The 25,676-nt window shown below is 66.4% G+C and carries 24 protein-coding genes; 7 read left to right on the top strand and 17 right to left on the bottom strand.

The window, feature by feature from the left end:
• Positions 1 to 36: 36 nt before the first annotated feature.
• Entirely contained in the window at positions 37 to 378 is a 342-nt protein-coding gene (locus FAZ97_RS24185; protein ID WP_158760906.1) for a zinc ribbon domain-containing protein YjdM, read from the bottom strand.
• Positions 379 to 527: 149 nt separating this feature from the next.
• Between FAZ97_RS24185 and FAZ97_RS24180 the strand changes: the two genes are divergently transcribed.
• Complete coding sequence (locus FAZ97_RS24180; RefSeq protein WP_158760905.1) at positions 528 to 944, top strand: DUF6232 family protein; 417 nt, start codon at positions 528 to 530, stop codon at positions 942 to 944.
• 41 nt (positions 945 to 985) lie between these two features.
• On the opposite strand, the gene FAZ97_RS24175 is transcribed toward FAZ97_RS24180, so the two are convergent.
• A complete protein-coding gene (locus FAZ97_RS24175) occupies positions 986 to 3,439 on the bottom strand; it encodes a glycogen/starch/alpha-glucan phosphorylase (RefSeq protein ID WP_158760904.1) in 2,454 nt (817 codons plus the stop codon).
• Between the two features lie 562 nt (positions 3,440 to 4,001).
• Between FAZ97_RS24175 and FAZ97_RS24170 the strand changes: the two genes are divergently transcribed.
• The gene (locus FAZ97_RS24170; protein WP_158761066.1) at positions 4,002 to 5,354 is read left to right on the top strand and encodes an MFS transporter; all 1,353 of its coding nucleotides are present in this window, start codon (positions 4,002 to 4,004) and stop codon (positions 5,352 to 5,354) included.
• A gap of 88 nt (positions 5,355 to 5,442) precedes the next feature.
• On the opposite strand, the gene ltaE is transcribed toward FAZ97_RS24170, so the two are convergent.
• Entirely contained in the window at positions 5,443 to 6,447 is a 1,005-nt protein-coding gene (ltaE, locus tag FAZ97_RS24165; protein WP_158760903.1) for a low-specificity L-threonine aldolase, read from the bottom strand.
• 149 nt (positions 6,448 to 6,596) lie between these two features.
• Complete coding sequence (locus FAZ97_RS24160; protein WP_158760902.1) at positions 6,597 to 7,328, bottom strand: peptidoglycan DD-metalloendopeptidase family protein; 732 nt, start codon at positions 7,326 to 7,328, stop codon at positions 6,597 to 6,599.
• Positions 7,329 to 7,620: 292 nt separating this feature from the next.
• On the opposite strand from FAZ97_RS24160, the gene FAZ97_RS24155 reads away from it, so the two are divergent.
• Positions 7,621 to 7,941 carry a hypothetical protein gene (locus tag FAZ97_RS24155; RefSeq protein WP_158760901.1) on the top strand — a complete coding sequence of 107 codons (321 nt, stop codon included), beginning with the start codon at positions 7,621 to 7,623 and terminating at the stop codon, positions 7,939 to 7,941.
• Positions 7,942 to 8,071: 130 nt separating this feature from the next.
• Positions 8,072 to 8,893 (top strand): DUF2968 domain-containing protein, encoded by an 822-nt coding sequence (locus FAZ97_RS24150; protein WP_158760900.1) that lies wholly within the window; start codon positions 8,072 to 8,074, stop codon positions 8,891 to 8,893.
• Here FAZ97_RS24150 and FAZ97_RS24145 read toward each other — a convergent pair whose 3' ends face one another.
• From FAZ97_RS24145 to FAZ97_RS24090, 12 genes are all read right to left on the bottom strand, one after another.
• Positions 8,894 to 9,817, bottom strand: a complete 924-nt coding sequence (locus FAZ97_RS24145; RefSeq protein WP_199272127.1) for a dihydrodipicolinate synthase family protein — start codon at positions 9,815 to 9,817, stop codon at positions 8,894 to 8,896.
• 17 nt (positions 9,818 to 9,834) lie between these two features.
• On the bottom strand, positions 9,835 to 11,562 hold the full coding sequence (locus FAZ97_RS24140) for an IlvD/Edd family dehydratase (RefSeq protein ID WP_158760899.1): 1,728 nt from the start codon (positions 11,560 to 11,562) through the stop codon (positions 9,835 to 9,837).
• Positions 11,563 to 12,108: 546 nt separating this feature from the next.
• Positions 12,109 to 12,435, bottom strand: a complete 327-nt coding sequence (locus FAZ97_RS24135; protein ID WP_158760898.1) for a DUF4148 domain-containing protein — start codon at positions 12,433 to 12,435, stop codon at positions 12,109 to 12,111.
• A 214-nt stretch (positions 12,436 to 12,649) separates the two neighbouring features.
• Positions 12,650 to 14,059, bottom strand: coding sequence for an NADP-dependent phosphogluconate dehydrogenase (gene gndA, locus FAZ97_RS24130; protein ID WP_158760897.1), 1,410 nt, complete (start codon positions 14,057 to 14,059; stop codon positions 12,650 to 12,652).
• A 119-nt stretch (positions 14,060 to 14,178) separates the two neighbouring features.
• Complete coding sequence (locus FAZ97_RS24125) at positions 14,179 to 14,793, bottom strand: DUF938 domain-containing protein (RefSeq protein ID WP_158760896.1); 615 nt, start codon at positions 14,791 to 14,793, stop codon at positions 14,179 to 14,181.
• A 48-nt stretch (positions 14,794 to 14,841) separates the two neighbouring features.
• The gene (locus FAZ97_RS24120) at positions 14,842 to 15,459 is read right to left on the bottom strand and encodes a pyridoxamine 5'-phosphate oxidase family protein (protein ID WP_158760895.1); all 618 of its coding nucleotides are present in this window, start codon (positions 15,457 to 15,459) and stop codon (positions 14,842 to 14,844) included.
• A 27-nt stretch (positions 15,460 to 15,486) separates the two neighbouring features.
• Positions 15,487 to 16,353: an NAD-dependent protein deacetylase gene (locus tag FAZ97_RS24115; protein WP_158760894.1), complete on the bottom strand. Its 867-nt coding sequence runs from the start codon at positions 16,351 to 16,353 to the stop codon at positions 15,487 to 15,489.
• A gap of 21 nt (positions 16,354 to 16,374) precedes the next feature.
• Positions 16,375 to 16,620, bottom strand: a complete 246-nt coding sequence (locus FAZ97_RS24110) for an oxidoreductase-like domain-containing protein (RefSeq protein ID WP_158760893.1) — start codon at positions 16,618 to 16,620, stop codon at positions 16,375 to 16,377.
• Between the two features lie 118 nt (positions 16,621 to 16,738).
• Positions 16,739 to 17,503 (bottom strand): SDR family oxidoreductase, encoded by a 765-nt coding sequence (locus tag FAZ97_RS24105; protein WP_158760892.1) that lies wholly within the window; start codon positions 17,501 to 17,503, stop codon positions 16,739 to 16,741.
• 27 nt (positions 17,504 to 17,530) lie between these two features.
• A complete protein-coding gene (locus FAZ97_RS24100; protein ID WP_158760891.1) occupies positions 17,531 to 18,487 on the bottom strand; it encodes a transporter substrate-binding domain-containing protein in 957 nt (318 codons plus the stop codon).
• Between the two features lie 166 nt (positions 18,488 to 18,653).
• Entirely contained in the window at positions 18,654 to 19,547 is an 894-nt protein-coding gene (locus tag FAZ97_RS24095) for a LysR family transcriptional regulator (protein ID WP_158760890.1), read from the bottom strand.
• Positions 19,548 to 19,648: 101 nt separating this feature from the next.
• On the bottom strand, positions 19,649 to 21,058 hold the full coding sequence (locus FAZ97_RS24090; protein ID WP_158760889.1) for a DUF2252 domain-containing protein: 1,410 nt from the start codon (positions 21,056 to 21,058) through the stop codon (positions 19,649 to 19,651).
• 274 nt (positions 21,059 to 21,332) lie between these two features.
• Between FAZ97_RS24090 and gltS the strand changes: the two genes are divergently transcribed.
• The 3 genes from gltS (at position 21,333) to FAZ97_RS24075 (ending at position 24,420) form a co-directional block, all read left to right on the top strand.
• On the top strand, positions 21,333 to 22,547 hold the full coding sequence (gltS, locus tag FAZ97_RS24085) for a sodium/glutamate symporter (RefSeq protein ID WP_158760888.1): 1,215 nt from the start codon (positions 21,333 to 21,335) through the stop codon (positions 22,545 to 22,547).
• Positions 22,548 to 22,629: 82 nt separating this feature from the next.
• Positions 22,630 to 23,250: a LysE family translocator gene (locus FAZ97_RS24080; protein ID WP_158760887.1), complete on the top strand. Its 621-nt coding sequence runs from the start codon at positions 22,630 to 22,632 to the stop codon at positions 23,248 to 23,250.
• A gap of 192 nt (positions 23,251 to 23,442) precedes the next feature.
• Positions 23,443 to 24,420, top strand: a complete 978-nt coding sequence (locus FAZ97_RS24075) for a 2-dehydropantoate 2-reductase (RefSeq protein WP_158760886.1) — start codon at positions 23,443 to 23,445, stop codon at positions 24,418 to 24,420.
• A gap of 116 nt (positions 24,421 to 24,536) precedes the next feature.
• On the opposite strand, the gene FAZ97_RS24070 is transcribed toward FAZ97_RS24075, so the two are convergent.
• Positions 24,537 to 25,658 carry a LysR family transcriptional regulator gene (locus tag FAZ97_RS24070; RefSeq protein WP_158761064.1) on the bottom strand — a complete coding sequence of 374 codons (1,122 nt, stop codon included), beginning with the start codon at positions 25,656 to 25,658 and terminating at the stop codon, positions 24,537 to 24,539.
• Between the last annotated feature and the right edge of the window lie 18 nt (positions 25,659 to 25,676).

The following is a 25,676-nucleotide window of genomic DNA, read 5'->3' as shown; positions in this document are numbered from 1 at the left end:
TTTGCGTTCAGCGCACTGAATGCACGGCGCCCTCAATCACGCCTTCTTGACGAACTCCGACTTGAGGCTCATGGCGCCAAAGCCGTCGATCTTGCAATCGATATCGTGATCGCTGTCCACCAGGCGGATATTCTTCACTTTGGTGCCCATCTTGATCACGCCACCCGAACCCTTGAGCTTCAAGTCCTTGATGACCGTGACGGTATCCCCGTCCTGAAGGAGATTGCCCGCCGAATCGCGATACACCCGGGCCGCCGTTTCGGCCGGCGCGATGGCTTGCAGCGGCCACTCGTGCGCACACTCCGGGCAGATGTAGACACCTCCATCTTCGTAGGTGAACTCGGAATTGCATTTCGGACAGCGTGGCAATGCGCTCATGGTGAATCCCTGGTGCCGACGGGGGCAATAAAAGCGCGCAAGTATAGCGGCCCGCCACGCGTGCGGCCTGCGACGTTATGCCCGCCACCGCCCCGCCCTGGCCCCGCTTCTGGTACGCTGCGCTCTCTCACCTCGCAGCTATCGAATCGATGGAACTCCCTTTCAACGAAGCCGCCGTCTCGGTTACACGCAACGCGCTGTCCGCTGCCGGCCAGGTCTTCCCCATGCGCGAAATCGAAGATGTGCGCATCGTCATCGGGCGGCGTAGCCGCGCCGTGCCCATCGCGATCAGCCTCGTCGGCGCGGCAGGGGCTGTCGTGGGCGGCGTGCTCGGGTCGGCCGCCGGTCTTGCGTGCGGCGTGATGGTGATCGTGGTGGGCTGGCTCGCGTGGCTCTGGCAAGAGGCCATCCATCGGCTCTATGTCGTGACGGGCGGAGAATCGCGCGAGGCGGTCACGAGCCTCGACCCTGCTTTCCTCGAACGCGTGGTCGAGGCGGTGCGCACCGCCAAGGCCGCACAAGCGGCGTCTGCCGAGGGCAGCACATCGCGGCCCGCGGCGCCCTGATTCGACCGCACGCACAGCCAGAAGCGCCGCAGGCCTGCCCCTCACTGCATCTCGATCGACTTCACGTGCCAGATATCGCGGGCGTATTCCGCGATCGCACGGTCCGAAGAGAATTTCCCCATTCCCGCCACGTTTTCGATCGCGCTCGCGGTCCAGGCCGGCACGTCCATGAAGCGCTGGTCGGCGGCTTCCTGCGCCTCGATGAAAGCCGAGTAGTCGGCCAGCACGAGGTAGTGGTCGCCCCAGTCGACGAGCGTGTGGAAGATGTCCGTGTAGCGCGCCGTATCGTGCGGTGAAAAGAAGCCCGTGCGGATCTGGTCGAGCGCGCGGCGCAGCTCGGCGTTTTCCTCGTAGACCTGGCGCGGCCGGTAGCCCGCGCAACGCAACTGGTCCACCTGATCGGACGTGTGCCCGAAGATGAAAATATTGTCCTGCCCCACGGCCTCGCCGATCTCGATGTTCGCGCCGTCCAGCGTGCCCATCGTGAGCGCGCCGTTGAGCGCGAGCTTCATGTTGCCGGTGCCCGACGCTTCGGTGCCCGCCGTCGAGATCTGCTCGGAAAGGTCCGCCGCGGGAATCAGCATTTCAGCCACGCTCACGCCGTAGTTCGGCACGAACACCACCTTGAGCCGGTCGCCCACCACGGAATCGTTGTTGATCTTCGCGGCCACGTCGTTGATCAGGTGAATGATCATCTTCGCCATGCGGTAGGCCGAGGCGGCCTTGCCCGCGAACAGCACGACGCGCGGCACCCACTCGCGCTCCGGCGCTTCGAGAATGCGGTTGTAGCGCGTGATCACGTGCAGCACGTTGAGCAACTGGCGCTTGTACTCGTGAATGCGCTTGACTTGCATGTCGAACAGCGCGTCGGGATTGAAGACAATGCCCGTGCGCTGCAGCGCACGGTGTGCGAGGCGCACCTTGTTGCTGCGCTTGGCCGCGCGGAACGCGGCTTCGAACGCCGCATCGCCGCGCAGCTTGCGCAGCGCGCCCAGTTCGAAGAGATCGCTGCGCCAGCGCGGCCCGATCGCTTCGTCCACGAGGTGCGCGAGCGGCGGACTCGCCTGCGCGAGCCAGCGGCGCGGCGTGATGCCGTTGGTCACGTTCGTGAAGCGGTCGGGAAAGAGGCGCGCGAAGTCGGCGAAGATATCGCGCGTCATCAGTTGCGAGTGCAACCTGGACACACCATTCACCTTGTGGCTCGCCACGATCGCGAGATAGGCCATGCGCACGCGGCGCTGGCCGTATTCGTCCACGAGCGAGATCCGGCGGATCAGGTCGAGATCGTGCGCGCCGCGCTCGCTCGCTTCACGCAGGAACGCCGCGTTGATATCGAAGATGATTTCGAGGTGGCGCGGCAGCAATCGCGCCAATAGTTCGACATCCCAGGTTTCCAGCGCTTCGGGCATCAGCGTGTGGTTGGTGTACGAGAACACGCGGCGCACGTGCGCCATCGCGTCGTCCCACGGCAGATGATGCACGTCCACGAGCAGGCGGATCAGTTCGGGAATGGCCAGCACCGGATGCGTGTCGTTCAGATGCACCGCGACCTTTTCGGAGAAGCGCCCGAACGTGCTGTGCGTGCGCAGGTAGCGGCGAATCAGATCCTGCATCGTCGCCGAGACGAAGAAATACTCCTGGCGCAGACGCAATTCGCGCCCGGCCATCGTCGAGTCGTCGGGATAGAGCAGCCGCGAGACGTTCTCGGAGATGTTGCGCGCTTCCACCGCGCGCTGATAGTCGCCCTGGTTGAACGCCGATAGATCGAGTTCTTCATCCGCGCGCGCGGACCACAGCCGCAGCGTGTTGGTCGCGCTCGTGTCGTAGCCGGGAATCACCGTGTCGTAGGCCATGGCGTTCACATGCTGCGTGTCGATCCATTCCACATGGCCGTTGCGCTGCATGGTGCGCCCGCCAAAATGCACGGGGTACTGGACTTCGGGCCGCGGAAACTCCCACGGGTTGCCGTAGCGTAACCAGTAGTCGGGCGCTTCGACCTGTTCGCCGTTCACGATCTGCTGGCGGAACATGCCGTAGTCGTAGCGAATGCCGTAGCCAAAGCCCGGAATGCCGAGCGTCGCCATCGAATCGAGAAAGCACGCCGCCAGCCGGCCCAGGCCGCCGTTGCCGAGCGCGGCGTCGGGCTCGTAGTCGAGCACGGTGTCCATGTCGACGCCCACGCTCGCAAGCGCCTCTTTCATCTGGTCGTGGATGCCGAGCGCGATCAACGCGTTCGAGAACGTGCGGCCGATGAGAAACTCCATCGACAGGTAATAGACGCGTTTGACGTCCTGATCGTACTGGCGGCGCGTGGTGATCATCCAGCGCTCGACGAGGCGGTCGCGCACGGCGAGCGCCGCGGCGTGCAGCCAGTCTTGCGGACGGGCCGTCACGGCGTCCTTGCCGACGCCGTACATCAGGCGATTGGAGAGGGAACGGCGCAGCGCTTCGACGCTGCTTTGCAACTGATCGAACTCGAGACCGATGGCTGTCATCGACGACTCCTGGAAGAAGCAGAGCGTCCCAACATGGTGCAGGACGCGCGGTTGTTCCGGGCCTGCGCCGCGCGAGGCGGAACGGGACGATGACGCATCGGCGTCGCGGCGCAAAAGGCCGGCACCGCTCGCCAGCGAGCGCAGATCAATTTGCAGAGTAGTGCATTTTCAAATGGCGTGCGGCGGCGCGCAAACCGGGCGCGAAGCACGGCCGCCAGGCACAGGGAACCTGTCCGTCGCCGCGATCCCTTGCCATGTGGACGGTTCCGCGCGCGCAGCGCCGCGGCACGCGCACGCGCGGCGGGCTTGGCGGTTAGTTGCGATGTGACTGCGTTCGATGGCACTCGATGGCGATGACGTACGAGCCAAAGCCTTACAGTTACCCCACGCTTTGAAGCGTCTCCTGCAGAACCGGGCGGGCTCTGTAACAATCGCAAAGTTCGTCCGTGCGGCCCGCGCCGCAGCCTTCCCGTCCCACCCGCCCGAGACTGTCTTGTCCGAAACCTTTTCCGCGGCGCGCGAATCCCGCAACACCCACGATACCGAGCCCCCCGACGCGCCCATGTCCGCGAAGAACCGCCGCGCCATGGGCGCGGTGATGCTCGCCGTCGCGCTCGCAACGCTCGATACCGCCATCGCCAACACGGCGCTGCCCGCCATCGCCACCGATCTGCACGCGGCCCCCGCTGCCTCGGTGTGGATCATCAACGCGTACCAACTCGCGATGGTCGCCACGTTGCTGCCGCTCGCGGCGCTCGGCGACATCATCGGCCACCGGCGCATCTATATCAGCGGCCTCGCGATCTTCACGGTCGCTTCGCTCGCCTGCGCGCTCGCGCCCACGCTCACCGCGCTCGCCGGCGCGCGCGTGCTGCAGGGGCTCGGTGCGAGCGCGATCATGAGCGTGAACACGGCGCTGATCCGGTTTCTTTATCCGCCTCACCGGCTGGGGCGCGGGCTCGGCATGAATGCGCTGATCGTCGGCGTTTCATTCGCCGTAGGCCCGACCATGGCCTCGCTGATCCTCTCGGCGGGCACCTGGCCGTGGCTTTTCGCGATCAACGTGCCGCTCGGCGTGGTCGCGCTCGTGTTCGCGCTGCCCGCGCTGCCGCACACAGCGCGCGGCAAGCACGCTTTTGATCCCGTCGCGGCGGTGCTCAACGTGATCACCTTCGCGGCGCTGATCTTCGCGCTCGGCGAGGCCGCGCAGCGCGCGCCGGGCGTGGAAGTGGCCATTGCGGCCGTCGTGGCGCTGGTATTCGGCGCGCTGCTGATCCGGCGCGAAGCCGGGCATCCCGCGCCCATGCTGCCCGTGGACCTGTTCCGCCGGCCGGTATTCGCGCTCTCGTCGGTCACCGCGATCTGCTCGTTCGCGGCCCAGGGCCTCGCGTTCGTTTCGCTGCCGTTCTATTTCGAAACCGTGCTGATGCGCAGTCAAGTGGAGACCGGCTTCCTGATGACGCCCTGGCCTGTGGTCGTGGCCGCCGCGGCGCCGATTGCGGGACGCCTCTCCGACCGCTATCCGCCGGGCCTGCTCGGCGCGATCGGCCTCGCCATCCTCTCGGCGGGCATGGCGTCGCTCGCGCTGCTGCCCGCGCACCCGACGCTGACGGACATCGTCGTGCGCATGGCGATCTGCGGCGCGGGCTTCGGCTTTTTCCAGTCGCCCAACCTGCGGGCGATCATGGCGAGCGCGCCGCCGGAGCGCAGCGGCGGCGCGAGCGGCACCATCGCCGTCTCGCGTCTGCTCGGACAAACGACGGGCGCGGCGCTGGTCGCGCTGTGCTTCGGGATCGTGGGGCGCCACGGCCCGACGCTCGCGTTGGGCCTTGGCTGCGCTTTTGCGGGCGCGGCGGCCATTGCGAGCGGGCTGCGGCTCTTCGCGCCGTCGCACCGGGCGGTGCAAGGCGGCTAGTGCAAGGATTGCGGGCGCTGCGGCCCGCCAAGGTCTAATACAAAAAGGCGCGCCGGAAAAGCGCGCCTTTTGCATCCGATCGATAGGCTCAGCGCGCGAAGTAGCCCTTCACCGCCGCCACGAACGTATCGATATCGGCGGCCGTCACGTCGAGGTGCGTGACGAAACGCGACGCGTACAGCATCTGCGTGAGGATGCCGCGCTCCTTGAGATACGCCTCCAGCGGCGCGCAGTGTTCCTGCGGGAACTGCACGAACACCATGTTCGTGGCCTGCGACATCACCTTGACCTGATCGATCTGCGCGAGCCCGGCGGCGAGACGCCCGGCGTTCGCATGGTCGTCGGCCAGACGCGCGACGTTGTGATCGAGCGCGTACAGGCACGCGGCCGCAAGCACACCCGACTGGCGCATGCCGCCGCCCAGCACCTTGCGCCAGCGATGCGCGGCGTCGATGAGCGCGCGGCTGCCCACCAGCACCGATCCCACCGGCGTGCCCAAGCCCTTCGAAAAGCAGATCGACACCGAGTCGAAACCCGCCGCGAGCGCTTCGAGCGGCTGGCCGGAAGCGACCGCCGCGTTGTACACGCGGGCGCCGTCGAGGTGCGTGGCGAGCCCGCGTTCATGCGCGAGCTGCGTGGCCTTCGCGACGTAATCCGCGGGCAGCACCTTGCCGCCGATGGTGTTTTCGAGCGCGAGCAGGCGCGTACGCGCGAAGTGGTCGTCGAGCGGCTTGATCGCGGCGGCGATCCGTTCGAGCGGGATCGAACCGTCTTCGGCGTTGTCGAGCGGCTGCGGCTGGATGCTGCCCAGCACGGCAGCGCCGCCGCCCTCGTACTTATAGGTGTGCGCCGCCTGGCCGACGATGTACTCGTCGCCGCGCGCGCAATGCGCCATCAGCGCGGCGAGGTTGCTCTGCGTGCCGCTCGGGAAAAATAATCCCGCCTCCTTGCCCGCCTCCTGCGCCATGCGCGCCTGCAAGCGCAGCACGGTCGGGTCGTCGCCCCACACGTCGTCGCCGGTTTCGGCGCGGGTCATGGCGGCGAGCATGGCTTCGCTCGGACGGGTGACGGTGTCGCTGCGCAGGTCGATCATTGCGATGAAATCCTCGTGGTTGATGCACGCCAGGGCACGCGCGGGGCGGACATGCGCGCGCCTTCGGGCGCGCGCTGCACGGCGTGAGAACCATCGAGTGTATTTTCAAACAGCGGCCCAGCGCAATGCCGGGGTCGCTCGCCCTGCGGCTAGTGCGCGAGCAGCGGCAGCGGATCGACGGGCTTGCCGTCGCTGCGCACTTCGAACTGCACGCCGCCTGCGCCCATTTCCGCGATTGGCTGGCCTTGCGAGACGGCGTCGTCTTCCTTCACGAGCAGCTTGCCGTTGCGGCCATAGGCCGTGACGACCTGGTCGTTGTGCTTGATGATCACGAGCGGCCCGTAGGCCTCGATACCGGTGCCCGCGTAGACCACGCGGCCAGCGGCAGCGGCCTTGACCTCTTCGCCGGGCGTGCCGCCGATCACGATGCCGGTGGACTTGCCCGGCACGAAGCGCTGCAGGATCGGCCCGCGTGCGGGCCACGCGAGCGCGATGACGGGCGCGACTGGCGCGGGCATGGCGACGCCGGCTGCGGCGGGCGCGCCGGGCATCTGCTGCGCCTGCCCCGGTGGCGTGGCCGCCGCATAGTTAGGCGGGGGAGCGACGCGCAGCACCTGGCCCGGCAGGATCTGGACGTTGGCCGAAGGCAGCTGGTTCCAGCTCGCGATGTCCTGCGGCCGCTGACCAAAGGCACCGGCGACGCGCGAGAGCGTGTCGCCCGGATTGACGCGGTAATAGCCCGCGGGCACGCCGCTCGTGGACACAGGGGGCGCGCCCGGCGACTCCGCCCAAGGCGTGAAGGTGCTGCTACAGGCGCTGCAGACGAGCGTAAGGGCGGCCAGCGCCGCATAAGCGCCCGGGTTTCGCCGTTGTCGATTCATCTTGCTGTTCCTCGCTTGGTCCTCGCGTATGAAGAAAAAATACGCGTATGGGATGCGCGGCGGGCCGCAGGCGTTCGCTTGCGCGCCACCTTCCGCGCGAATTGAGTCGAAGCTAAGCCGGAAATGGCGAACGTCCCCCATTATATCGTTCAAGCCCAAACCGCCTTTTTTCGCCGGCATGCGCGCCCCGCCTGCGTTTGCGCGGGTCAACGCCTATACTGGTTCACGCGTCACCCGATAATCAGATGAAAGGCCTCTCGCTGCAGTCCCAATGGCCCTGAGGGATCCGAGAATGAACAAAGCCACCTTTCTTTCGCTGCAGCTCAACGTCGAAGATGTCACGTCGTCGCCGGGCCTTGTCGAATTGTTGAACAACCATCTCATCTTCGCAGCCGACGTGGCCGAAGCCGCCGACGAACTGGTGCAGCACGCCAGCATTGCACGGCTTTCCGGCGCCACCCAGGCATGCGTGGAAATTCCGGCCGTAGTCATCGAGCGCCTGCGCGAAGCGCTCGACACCCTGAGCGGCTATGACGAAACGTGGCTCTTCGCGCTCGAACCCGGCCGTGCGCTCTTCGACGACATTGCACGCCGGCCTCGCCTGCTTCACTAGTACGCGAACCCGGAGCGGACGGCGCCCTACCCGCATCGCCCGCCCCATTTGCCTGCGCGCTGGCTCCCGTGTGCCACGCTGCCGCGCGCGGAGCGCCTCGTTTTTGGCGCGCCAAACTGGGGGAACCGCCGTGAAATCCATTCTGAACCGCCGTAACGCCGCGCTCTCTGGCGCACCATCGCGCATTCTTGCCGTGGCCCACGATGCGGCCACGCAACGCGCCGTCGCAAGCGAAGCGGCCAGCCGCGCGCCGCAATCCACGGCCAATCCTGCCGATTCCGCAATGACGCCGCCCGAGACCGCCGTCGAGATCGACTCGCGCTCGGACCCGGCCGCGGGCGCAGCCGTGCTGCCCGAGAGCGCCGGTGGACCTCGGCCGGTTTCCACGCTGCATCCGGTGCCGGTCATGCCCGCGCACCTGAACGGCCGCCCGGTTCAGATCGCCGACGGCGCTACGTTCGAGGCGCTCCACGCGGCCGACGAGCTGCTGACGTTCCGCGTCTATCGCTGCTTCGCGTATACGGTCAGCCTCTTCTTCCATCCGCCCACGCTCGGCTACTTCGTCGCGCTCCATCAGGAAAGCGTACTGTGGCGCGCGCTGAAAGCCAACGATCTCGATGCAGCCGGCTCGGCGTTTCACCTGATGCAGGAGCAAGCCACGCGCCTCGCTGACGGCGAAACGCGCCGCGTGCAGCTCGTCGCCCAAAACGCGGAACTCACGCGGCAGATCGAGGAATCGGAAGCCCAGGCCGAACGCCTGCGCGTGGACCTGCAGCGCCACGCGGAACAGGAGGTGACGGTGACGGGCCGCCAGAGTCAGGTGCGCAAGGAAGTCGCGCAGCTGGAGGCGCAACGCATCGCCGCGCAGGCCCAGCTGAACAAGGCGCACCGGGCGCTGCACCAGCTCAAGGTCGCGACGAGCGAGGGCGTGCCGCATCTGCATGCGCGCTGATCACGCAAGCGGGCCCAGTTGCAGGGCGAATCGCCGGGCGGCTTCCAGGCCGAAGCGGCTCGGCGCCAGCTTGACGTCGCGCTCGTACGCGACGTCGATGCCCATGCGCCAGGCCGCGATGCGCTTGCCGTAGCCAATCAGCGTATCGAGCGACTGCATGACGAAGACGATGGCGGGCAGCACCTGCTGGTACAGGGCTTGCGCGCGCTCGATATCGCCTGCGTGGAACGCCGTGTAAATCTGCTGCTGCCAGTCGAAGCAATCGGGCGCGACGATCATGCCTGCGCAGCCGGCGCGCAGGTTGTCGAGCAATTCCATGCCGCCTCGGCCGTTGAGCACGGGCATCAGGTCGCCGATCTGCGCGACCGTTTCGGCAATCGTCACTGAAGGGCCTTCGCCCTTGAGCACACGGAAGTTCGGACATTGCGCAGCAAGCGCGCGCAAACTCGCTGCCGAGAGCCCGACGCCCAGATATTCCGGCGCGTTCTGGATGCCGACCGTCGCGTCCAGCCCCACCATGACGCCCGCGAAGAAGTCCAAATAGAACGATTCGGGTTGCGCGGCCTCGCCTTGCGCGCGCGCAGGCGGCTGGAGGATCAGCCACGCCGCGCCGCGCGCGATGGCGTGTTGCGCGAATTCGCGCTGCGCCGCAACCGTGGGACCGGTCACCGTGACCGCAAGCGGCAGCGCGCCGCCACTGTCCTCCTGCGCCCAGTCGATCACCTGCTCGCGTTCGGCGCGCGAAAGCTTGTTGACCTCGGTCGCGAGCCCGAGCATCGCTATGCCCGGCGCACCGCCGCGCACGACTGCCTGGACCTGGCGGCGCATGGCCGCGCGGTCGAGACGGTTATCGCGATCGAAGAACGCGTAGAGGATCGGGTAGATGCCGGCAATGGCGCCGGCGGCTTTGGCAGGCGCGGCCATCGCTGCCTCCGGCACGGTCAATGGGAGTCGCGCGGCACGGCCGCACCGCTCGCGCCAACGAGAAAGTCCAGGTCGGCGCCCTTGTCGGCCTGCAGCACGTGTTCGACGTAAAGCCGGTAATAGCCGCGCTCGGGCAGATCGGGCGCCTTCCACTCGGCCTTGCGGCGCGCGAGTTCCTCGTCGGAGACTTCCAGGTGCAGGCGCCGCGCCGCGACGTCCAGCTCGATCATGTCGCCCGTGCGCACGAGCGCGAGCGGACCGCCCGTCGCCGCTTCGGGCGACACATGCAGCACGACCGCGCCATACGCCGTGCCGCTCATGCGGCCGTCCGAAATGCGCACCATGTCGGTAATGCCCTTTTGCAGCACCTTCTTCGGCAGCGGCATGTTGCCGACCTCGGCGAAACCCGGGTAGCCCTTGGGCCCGGCGCCCTTGAGCACCATGACGCAATGTTCGTCGATATCGAGGGATGCGTCGTCGACCTTCGCGTGCAGTTCCTCGACGTTCTCGAACACCACCGCGCGGCCGCGATGACGCAACAGCGCCGGTGTGGCGGCGGAAGGCTTGATGACCGCGCCGTCGGGCGCGAGGTTGCCCTTGAGCACGGCGATCCCCGCTTTGGGCTTGAACGGCTGCGCAAACGAGGTGATGACTTCGGCGTTGTAGTTTGGCGCGTCGGCCACGTTTTCCCAGAGGGTTTTGCCGTTGACCGTCAACGCGTCCCGATGCAGCAGCCCTTGCTCGCCGAGTTGCCGCAGCACCGCCGGCAAGCCGCCCGCGTAGTAAAAATCCTCCATCAGATAATGACCCGACGGCTGCAGATTCACGAGGCACGGTATGTCCGAGCCGAGTTCCCAGTCGTCGAGCGAAAGCGGCACGCCAATGCGCCGCGCGAGCGCGAGCAGATGCACGACGGCGTTGGTCGAGCCGCCGATGGCCGCATTCGTGCGGATCGCATTTTCGAATGCCGCGCGCGTGAGGATCTTCGACATCGTGAGGTCTTCGCGCACCATCTCGACGATGCGCCGCCCGGCGAGTTGCGCGAGCACCTGGCGGCGCGCATCGACAGCGGGGATGGCCGCGTTGTGCGGCAGCCCCATGCCCAGCGATTCAACCATCGAGGCCATGGTGGACGCGGTGCCCATGGTCATGCAGTGGCCGCGCGAGCGGTTCATGCACGATTCCGCCTCGACGAATTCGGCCTGCGACATCGTCCCCGCGCGTACTTCCTCGGACATTTGCCACACGCCCGTGCCCGAGCCGATTTCATGGCCCCGGAAACGTCCGTTGAGCATCGGGCCGCCCGAAACGGCGAGCGCGGGCAGGTTGCACGATGCGGCGCCCATCAGCAAGGCCGGCGTGGTCTTGTCGCAGCCGACGAGCAAAATCGTGCCGTCGATCGGATTGCCGCGAATCGACTCCTCGACGTCCATCGAAGCGAGGTTGCGAAACAGCATGGCGGTGGGCCGCAGGTTCGATTCGCCTAGCGACATCACGGGAAATTCGAGCGGCAAACCGCCAGCTTCGTACACGCCTTTCTTCACGTACTGCGCGAGCTCGCGAAAATGGGCGTTGCACGGCGTGAGTTCCGACCACGTATTGCAGATGCCGATGACGGGGCGGCCGTCGAACGCGTCGTGAGGGATGCCCTGATTCTTCATCCACGAACGGTGGATGAAGCCGTCCTTGTCGGCTTTGCCGAACCAGGCTTGACTGCGCAAGGGCTTGCGGGTGGGGGCGGTCATGGCGGTGCGTCTCCTGTCGCTGGGCAACTGTCATGGAAACTGCCGACCGATCATAGGAGCGGCGTCCGGACCCGTCAATGTTTGCTGCGGCATCCTTAGATAGCGAGAAAGCACGCCACAAAAAAGTACGGGCCGGTGGAGAACCGGCCCGCGCTGGACTGCCTACTGCAACTTCTGCAACAACGTACTGCGTACTGCCTGCTACCTATTGCGTACTGCTACTGCACGGCTGCACCTCTCACTGCGCCAGCCAACTTCAACTACCTTCTGCTCTCTCTGCGTACTGCAACTGCTTCACTGCAACAACTCACCTGCGTACTACGTACTGCGTATTGCAACTGCACACTGCGAACTGCCACTTCTACTGCAACCACTCACTGCGTACCGCGACTGCAATTTCTACTGCGACAACTCACTGCGTACCGCGACTGCAACTACTCACTTCGTACTGCAACTGCTACAGCAACTACCGACTACGTACAGCGACAACTCACTACAGGGGGTAGCTTGCCGGAACCGCCTGCAGCGGTTCCGTTCGGTCAGGGCTTAATGACCGAAGTAAATGCGCTGGTTCGGAGCGACTTGCGCCGGTTGCACTGCTGCGCCCGACTGCGACGTGCCGACTGCCGGTGCGCCATAGCCGCTGGTGTCGCCGGCGGCGAGCTTTTCCTCGGTCACGCGCGCTTGTGCGGCCTGCAGGTTTTCCGGGTAGTTCACATGGTCAGCCGACGGGTTGTAGCCAGCCTTTTCGAGTTGGACCAGTTCCGCACGCACTTGAGCGCGGGTCAGGCCTTGTTCGCTCGACTGGGCGAACGAGATTGCCGGGACGGCAAGAGCCGCGGCTACAACAGCTGCGGAAATAAGCTTGTTCATGATCGGACCTCCAACTGTGTTTTATGTCAGCTTCGGAACACCGTGTTCGTCAGCCGTTGAATACAGTGTAGGCGTCCGGCACATATAGGGAAAACCCTTATTCATCAAAACACCGTTGCAATTCCCGCAATAAAAAAAGGTGAGCCCCTAGGACTCACCTTTCGATTTCAACAAAGACCGCAACGACAATGCGGTCTTTTGTCTTGCGATTGCCTTACGACCAGTCGGCGTGGAAGCTGCCCGGCTTGTCGATGCGCTCGAACGTGTGCGCGCCGAAGAAGTCGCGCTGCGCCTGCACGAGGTTGGCAGGCACGCGCTCCGAGCGATAGCCGTCGAAGTACGCAACCGCCGACGAGAACGCCGGCACCGGCACGCCCGCGCTCACCGCCTGGATCACCACGTCGCGCAGCGCCGACTGATAGTTGGCCGCGATGTCACGGAAATAGGGATCGAGTAGCAGGTTGTCGATCTGCGGGTTCTTCGCATAGGCGTCCATGATCTTCTGCAGGAAGCGCGCGCGGATGATGCAGCCCGCGCGGAAGATCTTGGCGATCGTGCCGTACTGGAGGTCCCACTTGTATTCGTCGGAGGCGGCGCGCAGTTGCGCGAAGCCTTGCGCGTACGAAATGACTTTCGAGAAGTACAGCGCACGGCGCACCGACTCGATGAACGCCTTGCGGTCGCCCGAGAACGGCTTCGTGTCCGGGCCCGACAGCACCTTGCTCGCCGCCACGCGCTGCGTCTTGAGCGACGAGAGCACGCGCGCGAACACGGCTTCGGTGATGAGCGGCAGCGGCGCGCCGAGATCGAGCGCGTTCTGGCTGGTCCACTTGCCGGTGCCCTTTTGTGCGGCGCGGTCGAGAATCACGTCGACGAGATCCTTGCCCGTTTCCTCGTCTTTCTTCGTGAAGATCTTCGAGGTGATTTCGATCAGGTAGCTGTCGAGTTCGCCCTCGTTCCATTCGGTGTAGACCTTGGCCAGTTCTTCGTTCGAGAGGCCGAGCACCTGCTTGAGTACCGCGTAGCTTTCGGCGATCAGCTGCATGTCGCCGTACTCGATGCCGTTGTGCACCATCTTCACGAAATGCCCCGCGCCGTCCGGGCCCATGTAGGCCACGCAAGGCGCGCCGTCCGGCGCCTTCGCGGCGATTTCGGTCAGGATCGGTGCAACCAGATCGTAAGCGTCGCGTTGGCCGCCCGGCATGATCGACGGACCCTTGAGCGCGCCTTCCTCGCCGCCCGACACGCCCGTGCCGATGAAGTGCAGGCCCGACTTCGCGAGTTCCTGATTGCGGCGGATGGTATCCGTGAAGTGCGTGTTGCCGCCGTCGATCAGGATGTCGCCCTTCTCCAGCAGCGGCTTGAGCGCGGCGATGGTGTCGTCGGTGGGCGCGCCGGCCTTCACCATCATCAGAATGCGGCGCGGCTTTTCAAGCGAATCCACAAACTCTTCGAGCGTGTACGCCGGCACGAGCTTGCGATCCGGATACTCAGCGATCAGCTCGTCGGTTCTGGCGCGGCTGCGGTTGAACACCGAGACCGCATGGCCGCGGCTTTCGATGTTGAGCGCCAGATTGCTACCCATCACGGCCAGACCCACAACGCCGATTGGCTGTTTGCTCATGTTGTTTCTCCACTTCATTCATAGACGGCGCCGCAACGGGGCGCCAACCGTGCAAGCATAAGGGAAACGCCCAGGAGCCGCGCGCACGTGCGCAATGCGACTCATGTTTCCCTACCTGCTTAGCGTTTTCGGAACACCAGACTGAAATTGTTCGCCGGCATCGCCACGCGCGCCTCGCACTCGAAGCCTTGCGCCAGCGCGAGCGCCTCTACGGCCTCCATGTCGCGCACGCCCCAGGACGGGTCGCGCGCGCGCAAGTCGGCGTCGAAGGCCTCGTTGCTCGGCGCCGTGTGCGCGCCTTCGCGCCGGTACGGACCGTAGAGCACGAGCGCGCCCCCGGAAGCCAGGCGCGCGCCCGCACCATTCATCAGCGCCTGCGCCGCTTCCCACGGCGCGATGTGAATCATGTTGATGCAGACGATAGCGCTCACCGCGTCGATCGGCCAGGGCTCGCGGCGCACGTCGAGATCGAGCGGCGCGCGCAGGTTGGCGAGACCGGTGTGCTCACGCCAGGCGTCGATCGAGGCACGGGCGCGCGCGTCGGCGTCGCTCGGCTGCCACGCGAGGTCGGGAAACGCGGCCGCGAAATGGACCGCATGCTGGCCAGTGCCGCTCGCGATTTCGAGAACCGTGCCCCGCTCGGGCAGCGCACCGCGCAGCACCTCGAGGATCGGCGCGGCATTGCGCTCGGCGGCGGGCGCGCTAAGGCGTTGGGCGGCTTGCGGGTCGTTCATCGGGTTGCGTTCTCTTCAGCGTTGAATCGGCAATGAATCGGCGTTCAGTCAGTACAGCGTGGTCTTGATGCGTTCGGCGAGACCGGCTTCGTAAGTCTCGGCGTCGAACGCCTCGCCATATTGCTCCTCGTTCACGCGGCGCAGCATCTCGCCCGCGCTCGGCAGCTGCGAGCGTTCGACGTGATGCGACGGGTCCCACAGCTTCGAGCGCACGATGGCCTTCGAGCAATGGAAATACACACTTTCCACGTCGATCACGAGCACCGAGCGCGGCGGCTTGCCGTCTACCTCGAAGCTCGCGACGAGCGCGGGGTCGGTGCTCACGCGCCCGCGCCCGTTCACGCGCAGCATTTCGCCCACGCCCGGCACCATGAACAGCAGCCCCACCTGCGAAGAGGCGACCACGTTGCGCAGGCTGTCCACGCGATTGTTGCCGGGACGGTCGGGCAATGCGAGCGTGTGCTCGTCGAGAATGCGCACGAAACCGGGTGCGTCGCCACGCGGCGAGCAGTCGAGACCTTCCGGGCCGCCCGTGGCGAGCACGACGAACGGCGAGCTTTCGATGAAGCGCCGGTAGTCCGCGTTGACGTGATCGATCTCCTTGCGCAACGCGCGTTCGTGCGGTGTGCCGTAGTGCGCTTCGAGGTCGGCTAGCGTGGTCAGCATGGCGTCGGTTCCGTGGAGTCGTGAATGTCAGGGGATGAGGCGCGCGCCCAGCGCGTCGAGCACGGCGGCGCAGGGCGCTTCGAGTTTGAGTGCGAGGAGCGGGTCGGCGCGCGTCTTGCCCATGTTGATCGCGGCCACGGGCTTGCCGCGCTGCTGCGCCCAGGCGCAGAAACGGTAGCCGGAATACACCATGAGCGAGGAGCCGACCACGAGCACGGCGTCAGCCTCGTCGAGCGCGTTCGAGGCGCTCGTCACGCGCTCGCGCGGCACGTTCTCGCCGAAGAACACCACCGAAGGCTTGAGCATGCCGCCGCACGCGGCGCATGCGGGCACGTGGAAGGCGTTGGCGCCGTCGAAGTCGAGGTGGGCGTCGCCGTCGGCGGCGGGTTCCGCGCTCGCCTCAGCGATGGCCGGATTGCGCGCCACGAGTTCAGGCTGAATCGAGGCGCGCGAATACTGCGCGCCGCAGTCGAGGCAATGCACGTGCGCGATGCTGCCGTGCAGCTCGATCACGTCGCGGCTGCCCGCGCGCTGATGCAGCCCGTCCACGTTCTGCGTGACGAGCGTGCGCGCGTAGCCCGCCGCGCCAAGCCGCGCGAGCGCGCGATGCGCGCCGTTGGGCTGCGCGAGACCCACCGTGGGCCAGCCGATCAGGCTGCGCGCCCAGTAACGCCGGCGCATGCTCTCGGAGCCGAGGAATTCTTGCAGCGTGATAGGCGGCGAGCGCTTCCAGGCGCCGTTCTCGTCACGGTAGCCCGGAATGCCCGAATCGGTGCTGATGCCCGCGCCGGTCAGCACGAACAGGCGCGGATGACGCTCGACGAACGCCTGCAGCGCGTCGAGCGCGGCGGTGTCGAGGTCGGGAACGCCTGGAGCGAGGATGGAGTCGGTCATGGCGGCAGGGAGCAATGCAGTTCAGTGCGAAGGCTTGTCGTGCGACCCCGCCGATTTTGCGGCTTGCTTGCGCGGAGCTTTCGCCTGCGCCTCGCGCTCGGCTTCGCGCGCTTCCCACGCAGCCAGCGCGGCGCGATACCGGCCGAACTCTTCGTCGTAGAGATCGAAGATGCAGGGGTCGCAGCCACTATGGCAGCAGTCGTCGTGATCGGGACATTGGGGCGGCTGGGGACGCGGATCGTCGTCCGGACGCGGGGGCAAAGACATGGGCGCTCAGGCGGCGTGGTGGTTCAGCGGCCAGTATACGGGACTGCGCGCGAGCGCGTGCGGACGCGCCAGCGCCCGCTTGCGCCCGCCTACACCCGCTCGCGCCCGTCTGTCGCGCTCAGCCGCGCCCCACGAACGGCATCTTCGTCGCCATGATCGTCATGAACTGCACGTTCGCCTCGAGCGGCAGTTGCGCCATATGCAGCAGCGCATCGGCCACGAGTTCCACGTCCATCAGCGGCTCGACGGCAATCTCGCCGTTCGCCTGCGGCACGCCACGCGCCATGCGCTCGGCCATCTCCGTCGCCGCGTTGCCGATGTCGATTTGTCCGCACGCGATGTCGTAGCGACGGCCATCGAGCGAAACGGTTTTGGTCAGGCCAGTGATGGCGTGCTTGGTGGCCGTATAGGCAATGCTGAACGGCCGCGGCGCGTGCGCCGAAATCGAGCCGTTGTTGATGATGCGCCCGCCGCGCGGCGTCTGCCGCTTCATGAGCCCGAACGCCGCGCGCGTGCACAGGAACACGCCGCTGAGGTTCGTGTCGACCACGGCGCGCCAGTCGTCCACGGAAAGCTCGTCGATGTCCACGGCCGGCGCGTTGCGGCCCGCATTGTTGAAGAGCAGATCGAGCCGGCCGTAGCGCGTGCGCACCGTCTCGAAGAGCGCTTCGACGGCCGCCGCGTCGGTCACGTCGCACGGCGCCGCCAGCGCCTCTTCGCCGCGTGCGCGCGCCTCGCTGGCGAGCGCTTCGAGCGGTTCGGCCCGCCGGCCCGCCAGCACGACGGCAAAGCCATTGGCCAGCAGCCTGCGCGCGCATGCGCGGCCGATGCCGCTGCCCGCGCCCGTCACCAGTGCGATTTTGCGTTGTTGCGTATCACTCATCGTTGCCTCTTGCTTTCGGTTGAGCCTTCAATCGAGCGGCTGGTCGTTGGGATTCGCGAAAAGCGCTTTCATCGGCTCCGACATCGGATACTCGAGGTTCACGCCCGCAGGCGGAATGGGCGACTCGAACCAGCGCCGGTAAAGCGCGAGCGCTTCGCCCGAGCGCTCCATCTTCGCGATGGTGTCGTCGGCAATGCGCTTGAAGGCGGTGTCGCCGCGCCGGAACATGCAGCCATATACCTCCGATCTGGCCGGGGTGCCAACGATTGCGTAGGCGTGCGCGTCGCTCATGGCGTGCGCGCTTTGCGCCACGGGCGCACCCGGCGTTTCGCTCGCCATATAGCCGGTCGCGAGCGCGGCGTGCAGCAGCGGCTCATCCATCACGAAGGCAACGGCGCGTCCCGAGCGCACGGCTTCGACGGAATCGCCATGAGTCTTCGCGACGACAATGTGCATGTTCATCGCGCGCTCCAGGTTCCAGCGGCGCAACAGGCGCTCTTCCGACGTGCCTGCGGTCGTGACCACGGTGCGGCCCGCGAGATCGCCGAAGTCCTTGACGGGCGAGCCGCGCTTCACGAGCATGCGCACGCCGTATTCGAAGAAGCTGTTCGAGAACGCCACGTCGTTCTCGCGCTCTCGCGTATGCGTCGTGGTGCTGCACTCGAGATCGATCGTGCCGTTCTGCACGAGCGTGATGCGGTTTTGCGGCGTGACAACGAGTTCGCGCACGCGCAGCGCCGGAAGCTTGAGTGTTTCGCGCACGCTTTCCACGATGCGCTGGGTAATCTCGTACGAGTAACCCGTTGCGTGCCCGCCGCCAGCCATATAGGAGAACGGCACGGTCGCATCGCGCACGCCGATGGCGATCGTGCCGGTATCGCGAATCTTGCGCAGCGTGGGGCTTTCCAGTTCATCGGCGTGCGCCGCGCCCACAAACGCGCACGCGAGCGCGACGCAGCGCATGGCGAGGAGCGCGCGGGCCATGCTGCTGCGCCGCGTGTGCCCACCCGGCTTTCTGGCGATGCCTAACGGCTTTGACTCGCGCTTCAACCGTCTCTCCTGTGGATCTCTCGAGCGTTCGCTTGAAGCGCGCACAGCGCCGCTTCCCCCTGCGCGCAATTGTACCGGTGGCCCGTGGCGGCTCGCGCCTTCACGCCGCGCAAGAATTGGCGAGGCTTGCGCGCAGCACATCCACGAACGCGTTGCCTGCCTGCGAGTCCATGCCGCCTTCGCGCCACATGGCGAACACGCCGACCGTGAGCGCCGGTTCGACGCGCCGGATCGCCACCGGCTCGCCCGCCCCGCGCGCGCTGAGTTCGTCGAGCAGCACTCGGCCGATGCCACGCGCCGCGAGCGCGCGCGCGACGTGCCACGTTTGCGCCTCGACGGCCGCGAGACGGTCGTCCACGCCTTCGGCTTCGAGCAGGTTGCCGATCGCCTCGCCAAGCGGGTCGACGTTGCCGATGCTGATCCACTCGCCGTCGACCAGATCGCGCAACGCGAGCGGTGCGTGTTCCGGCGTGGGGTCGTCGGGCGGCGCGACGCAGACTACGGCCGTGCGCGCGAGTTCGACCGCGGCAATGCCCGGCCGCGCCGGCGGATTGAGCGCGACGCCCAGATCGAGTTCGCGCGTGAGCAGCGCGTTGAGCAATTCGGCGGTGTGGCGCGTCTGGATCTTGAGCGACACGTCGGGATAGTCGGCGCGAAACGTCTGCACGGCAGCCGGAATCAGGCTCATGCCGAGGCTGGGCAGACAGCCGATGCGCAACAGTCCTTGCGGTCGCAGCGCGAGATTGCGCGCGAGATCGCGAATGCTGTCGAGATTCGATTGCAGCTTCTGCGTCTCGGCGAACAGCAATTCGGCCTCGCGCGTGGGCTGCAGGCGGCCGTGCGCGCGGCTGAAGAGCTTGAGACCCGCGCTGCGCTCCGCATGCGCGAGCACCTTGCTGACCGCGGGCTGGGAAACGCACAGCAGCTCGGCCGCTTTGGAGAGCGAGCCGGTGCGCATGATCGCGTGAAAGACTTCGATATGACGTAGACGCATGGGGCGCATGCCGCGCATGCGTAAGGGGCTCACGCGCGGCGCAACGAAAGAAAAGCGCAAGGATAGCGCGTCCGGCTGTGCGCCTCGCACGCCGCCTGGCGCTACACGCGGAAATCCGCCGCCATATCCTCTTCGCTGCGCGCGACGATCTCGCCGCTGCGCGCGGCCTTGACGAACACGTCGTAATCGCGCTCCACCTGGTCGGCATAGCTGAACGCGTAGGTCGTGAGCGCCTCCGCGAACTGGTCGCTGCGGCCAATGTACGACGAGATTTCGATGGCCGCGCTACCCGATTTGGCGTGCGCGCGCGCAAGCGCCCAGCCGCACAGTCGCGCATAGCCGCAGAGCAGCGTGCTGTCGAGTAGCTGAAGATCGACAGAGAGCTTCATGTCGCGCAACTGACGCACATAAAAATGACGCCCCGCGGGCCCCGTGGTCCAGCCAAGGAAGATGTCGCTCGCCGCCTGCAGAAGACGCTGACCGTGCACGACGCGCGCACCTTCATGCTTGATCGAAGGCGATTTGAAGTACTGCGAAACAACCGAACGCCTTGCCTCTTTCACCTGCAGGAAGAGCGGCTTCTCGTGGTGATCGACGAGCAGCATCACGAGGCAGCGCGTGCCCACGCTGCCCACGCCCACCACCTTGAACACCAGATCCTGAATCGCGAAGTGATCGAGCAGTTCGCGCCGATCGGGCGCAAGCGTTTTCTTGTATTCCTCGTACATCGGTTCGATCAGCGTGCGCCAGTCGCCGAGCGTGAACCAGTCGTCTTCCGGGTCGAACAGCGTGTTCAGGCCGTGGACGTGAAAGAGCGCGGGCGGGACGTCGTGAATCGTCCAGTGATCGCCGTCGCGCTCCGCGAGCTTTTCGAGCAGGTTCTCGTGCGTGCGATTCGCGGCCTTCTCCATGCCGCGCCGGATCAGCCGCCGGCCTTCGGGCGTGAGCGCGGTTTCGACCATGCGATCGAAGGTGATTTTGTCGTACCAAAGATCGAGCGCGCCGTACTCCGCGTACTGGCGCAGGCGGTCGCGATAGCTGGTGACGGCCGTCATCACCAGCTCCTCGGCCACGCCGCGCGAGTAGCGCATGTGCCGCGCCGCCACGACGAAGCTCGCCACAAGGCGCTTCACATCCCACTCCCACGGACCGGTCGCCACCTCGTCGAAGTCGTTGAGATCGAATACGAGCTGGCGCTCGGGCGTGGCGAAGGCGCCGAAGTTCAGCAGATGCGCGTCGCCGCAAATCTCCATCGCCATGCCGGTATTGGGCACGCCGCCGAGATCGTGCGCCTGGAGGATCGCGCTGCCGCGAAAGAACGTGAACGGCGAGACGATCATGCGCCCGTAGCGCAGTTGCACGAGGTTCGGCACGCGGCCTTCGCTGCTTGCGCGCAGCAGGGCGAGCGGATCGCGCTTGATGGTGCCGGTTTCCTTGTGGCTCGAACGTTTCGAGCGCTCGCGCACGGCACGCCCGGCCGCCTCGCGATCAGCAACGGTGCTCCCATTCATGACCTTCTCCGGTTCTTGTACGGTCTCGCGCCATCCTGGCCAACGGACAAACGGGAAACGCGGGGATATTCGTCCTGCATGAGCGGCGGCCGCGTTCGCGTTCCGCCTGCATATTTAAGCGTGGGGCCCCGTTTCGTGCAAGCAACGTGGCCGGAACCGGCGCCAGGCTGTGCACCACTGCGCACCATGCGCGCAACGCATGAGCGCGTGGTGTACCGTGCGCGAAAGAAGCGCCGCACGCCTCGCGCTCTCATCGCCCCGCCGGACACCCGCCATGAACGTCAAAGTCTACGGAACGCTCGTCGTCGCATCGCTCGTGCTGCTGGTCGGCCAGTGGCTCGTCGCCGCCGTGCCGGTGTTGCGCAAATGGACGATACCCGAACCGGTGGCGGGCGGCATCGTCGCCGCGCTGATCGTGTTCGGGCTGCACAGCTACGCGCACACCGACGTGGTCTTCGACACGTCGCTGCAAGCGCCGCTCATGCAAGCGTTCTTCGCCACCATCGGCCTCAATGCGAACCTCGCCAACCTGAAACACGGCGGCCCGGTGCTCGTGCGCTTTCTCGCCGTCGTGGTCGCGCTTCTCGTGTTGCAAAACGTGCTGGGCATCGCGCTCGCCATGGCGTTCGGCGTCGACCCGCTGTTCGGCCTGCTGGGCGGCTCGGTGTCGCTTGCGGGCGGGCATGGCACGGGCGCCGCGTGGGGCGCGGTGTTCACTGAGCACCACGGGCTGCAGTCCGCCACCGAAGCGGCCATTGCGTGTGCCACGTTCGGGCTGATCATGGGCGGCATTATTGGCGGCCCTGTGGCGCAGCACCTCATGAAGCGTATCGGCACGCAGTCTGGCGACGCGGCGCCTGGCGCAGGCGGCGCAGCAACGCCCGACGCCTACGCATTCGAAGAACCGAAGGCCGAGCAGCCCACCACGCCAGGCGCGTTCATCAACACGCTCACGCTCATCGCGATCAGCCTCGCCGTGGGCGACGCGCTCTCGGGGCTGATCGCGGGCACCGCGTTCGAGTTGCCCACCTTCGTGTGCGTGCTGTTCGTGGGCGTGCTGCTCGCCAATGGGCTCGCGCTCCTCGGGCGCCCCGTGGCCGAGCATGCCGTCGCGCTGATCGGCAACGTGAGCCTCGCGCTCTTTCTCGCCATGGCGCTCATGACGCTGCGCCTGTGGGACCTCGCCGCGCTCGCGCTGCCCGTGTTCACGATCCTCGCCGCGCAGACGCTGCTCATGGTGGTCTACGCGATCTTCGTGACGTTCCGCGTGATGGGCGCGGACTACGACGCCGTCGTGCTTGCGGCGGGGCACTGCGGCTTCGGCCTCGGCGCAACGCCCACGGCGATCGCGAACATGCAGGCGGTCACGGCCCGCTTTGGCCATTCCCATCTCGCGTTTCTCGTGGTGCCGATGGTGGCCGCGTTCTTTATCGACATTGCCAACGCCATCACGATCAAGCTCTTTCTCCTGCTGCCGATTTTCCGTTGACGGCAGGGCGCGTCGCGCCAACCGCGCTAGAATGTCGCGATTCACGGCGCGCCGCGCACGGCGCCAACGTTCGAGCGTCACTATGTCCCTCACCGCCTGGCTCTTCTTTCTGCCCGCCTGCTTCGCGCTGAACATGGCGCCGGGGCCGAACAATCTCCTCTCCATCAACGTGGCCGCGCGCCACGGTTTCCTGCGCGCGTTCCTCGGCGGCGCGGGGCGGCTCGTTTCGTTTGCCGCCATGATCGCGCTCGCAGCCACGGGTCTTGCCGTCGTGCTGCGTGCTTCGGAGGCGGTCTTCTTCGTCATCAAGCTCGCGGGCGCTGCTTACCTCGTCTGGCTCGCCGTGCAGCTCTGGCGCAGCGACGCCAACCCTATCGGCGAAAGCATGGATAGCGACGCCTCGCTCGCACGCCTGGCATGGCGCGAGTGCCTCGTGGCGGCAGGCAACCCCAAGGCGATTCTCGTTTTCACGGCCTTCCTGCCGCAGTTCGTCGATGTCGCCAGGCCCATCGCGCCGCAGTTCGGCGTGCTCGGCGCGAGCTTTCTCGTGCTCGAATGCGTGGCTATCGCACTCTATTCGCTTGCCGGCATGTACCTCGGCCGCTGGCTCACGCGCACTACCGTGCGCCGCTGGTTCAATCGCACCTGCGGCGCGTTTCTCGGCCTGATCGGCGTGAGTTTTCTGCTCGTGCGACGTGCCTGAATGCCTCGTTTCGCACCGCGTCACCCATAAGCTTCTCTTGATGATTTTCGCGAGAAACTTTAACTGTCGTTAATCGACAGCACCCCCTATGCTCAAACCATCGTCCGGGGTCGCGGCGAGCGGACAGCTTTTCCCCAACGCTCTCTGAAACACCTGCGGACAAGCGGTTTTCAACGTCATTGGGGTTTCACCATGAAGATCTGCATCTTTGGAGCGGGCGCCATTGGAGGCATGATGGGCGTGCAACTCGCACGCGCAGGCGCCGACGTGAGCTTCGTTGCTCGCGGCCCGCACCTGGCCGCCATGCGCGAAAACGGCGCACGCCTGTTGATGGACGGTGAGGAGTACGTGGCGAAGGTGCGCTGCACGTCCGATCCGCGCGAACTCGGAGTGCAGGACGTCGTCATCATCACGCTCAAGGCGCATTCGGTCGCGGGCGTGATCGACGCGATGCAGCCGCTCCTCGGCAAGCACACGGCCATCGTCACGGGCACCAACGGTATTCCCTACTGGTACTTCTACCAGCACGGCGGCAAGTTCGCGGGCACGCGGCTCGAAAGCGTCGATCCGGACGGCTCGCAATGGAACCGTCTCACGCCCGAGCGCGCGATTGGCTGCGTACTCTACCCGGCCGCCGAGATCGACGCGCCCGGCGTGATCCGCCATGTGTACGGCAAGAAGTTTCCGATTGGCGAGCCTTCGGGCGAGCGCACGCCGCGCATCGTCCAGCTGCACGAAGCCATGCAGGCCGCCGGGTTCGAGGCGCCGATCCGCGAGAATATCCGCGACGAAATCTGGCTCAAGCTGTGGGGCAATCTCTGCTTCAACCCGATCAGCGCGCTCACGCATGCCACGCTCGACGTCATCACGAGCGACCCGGCCACGCGCGCCGTGGCGCGCACGATGATGCTCGAAGGCAAACGTATTGCCGAGCAGTTCGGCGTGAACTTCCGCGTGGACGTGGAGCGGCGCATCGACGGCGCGGGTGCGGTGGGCGCGCACAAGACCTCGATGCTCGTCGACCTCGAAACCGGCCGGCCGATGGAGATCGATCCGCTGATCACCGTCGTGCAGGAAATGGGCAAGCTGGTGGGCGAGCCGACGCCGGCCATCGATACCGTGCTTGCGTTGATCAAGCAGCGTGAGCGGATGGCGATGCAGGCGGCTTGAGTCGTGGCGAGAGGGGCGGCGTGCGCGCCGCCTTTTTTTGCGGTGATGTGAGGGCTTGAAAAAAAACGGATCGCTTCGAGCGATCCGTTTTGCTTTGCACACGCAGGAAACCCGCACTATTCGATACGCGCGTGGGTGCGGGTCACCTGAAGCGGCGGCGGCGCATCGGCGCCGCGCAACGCGACGCGCATCGGTGCACCATTCGAGCCGCGCAGCGGCGAGCCGTCGATGGAGGTTTCCGGCAGCGCTTCGTTGTCCTGCGATGAAGCCTCCACGTCCGCACCATCTGGCGCAGAACCATCCGCCATAAACTGCGACCACGCCGCCTGAGCGCAGGGCCGCAGCGAACGATGGCGGCGGCGCACGAGCATCGTCGTCACGTTGACGACAGGATGCAGCAAGCGCGTAACGAGCGGCCCCGCAGGCGCGGGCCAGTGACACGTTGCGTGCGCAACTTCCCCCGGGCGATGCGCATGCCCTCCGCGCGCGCCGTCCGCGCACACCGGCAGCACGCCGATACCCATGCCGAGCTGCGCCATGCGCGCCACGCCCGCCACATGCGCGAACTCCTGCAGCGGCCTCCCCTCGGGCCGCAGACCGTCCAGCGCACGCGTCACCGCACCGCGGCAGCCCGCGTCGCGATTGAGCGTGACGAGCGGCTCGCGCGCGAGGTCGTCCCATCGCAGCGCCCCCTGTAGCGCAAGCGGATGGTGCGCGGGCAATAGCGCGCAAAGCGGCGTGGCGGAAAGCGGTTGCACGTCGAGATTGCCGCTCGCGAACGGCACGCTTTCGGCGATCACGCCAAAATCGGCCTCGCCCTGCTCGACTGCCTGCAGCACCGCCGCTTGCGGCAAATCCTGCAATTGCAGCGTGAGCGAAGGAAAGGCCGCGGCGCAGCGCGCGAGCGCGGCGGGCACCCAGGTCGACGAGAGCACGGGGTTGCTCGCCACGAGCACCACGCCGCTATGCGCCTGGTGCGCGTCGCGGCCCTCGCTGAGCGCCATCTCGATCTCGTCGAGCAGGCGGCCGATGCGCCGCTCGAAGCCGCTGCCTGCGAGGGTGAGTTCGACCTGACGCGTGGTGCGGTCGAAGAGCTTCAGTTCGACCGCTTCTTCCAGTTCGCGCACGCAGCGGCTCACCGCCGATTGCGTGAGCCCGAACTCGCGCGCGGCGCGCGTGAAGCTGCGCGCCCGCGCCACCGCGACGAACACCTTGAGCTGCTGGAGCGATACGTTCATCGACATGGCGGGTTCGCG

It is taken from the genome of Paraburkholderia acidiphila (assembly GCF_009789655.1).
Lineage (GTDB): Bacteria > Pseudomonadota > Gammaproteobacteria > Burkholderiales > Burkholderiaceae > Paraburkholderia > Paraburkholderia acidiphila.
This window is presented reverse-complemented; position numbering and strand designations above follow the sequence as displayed.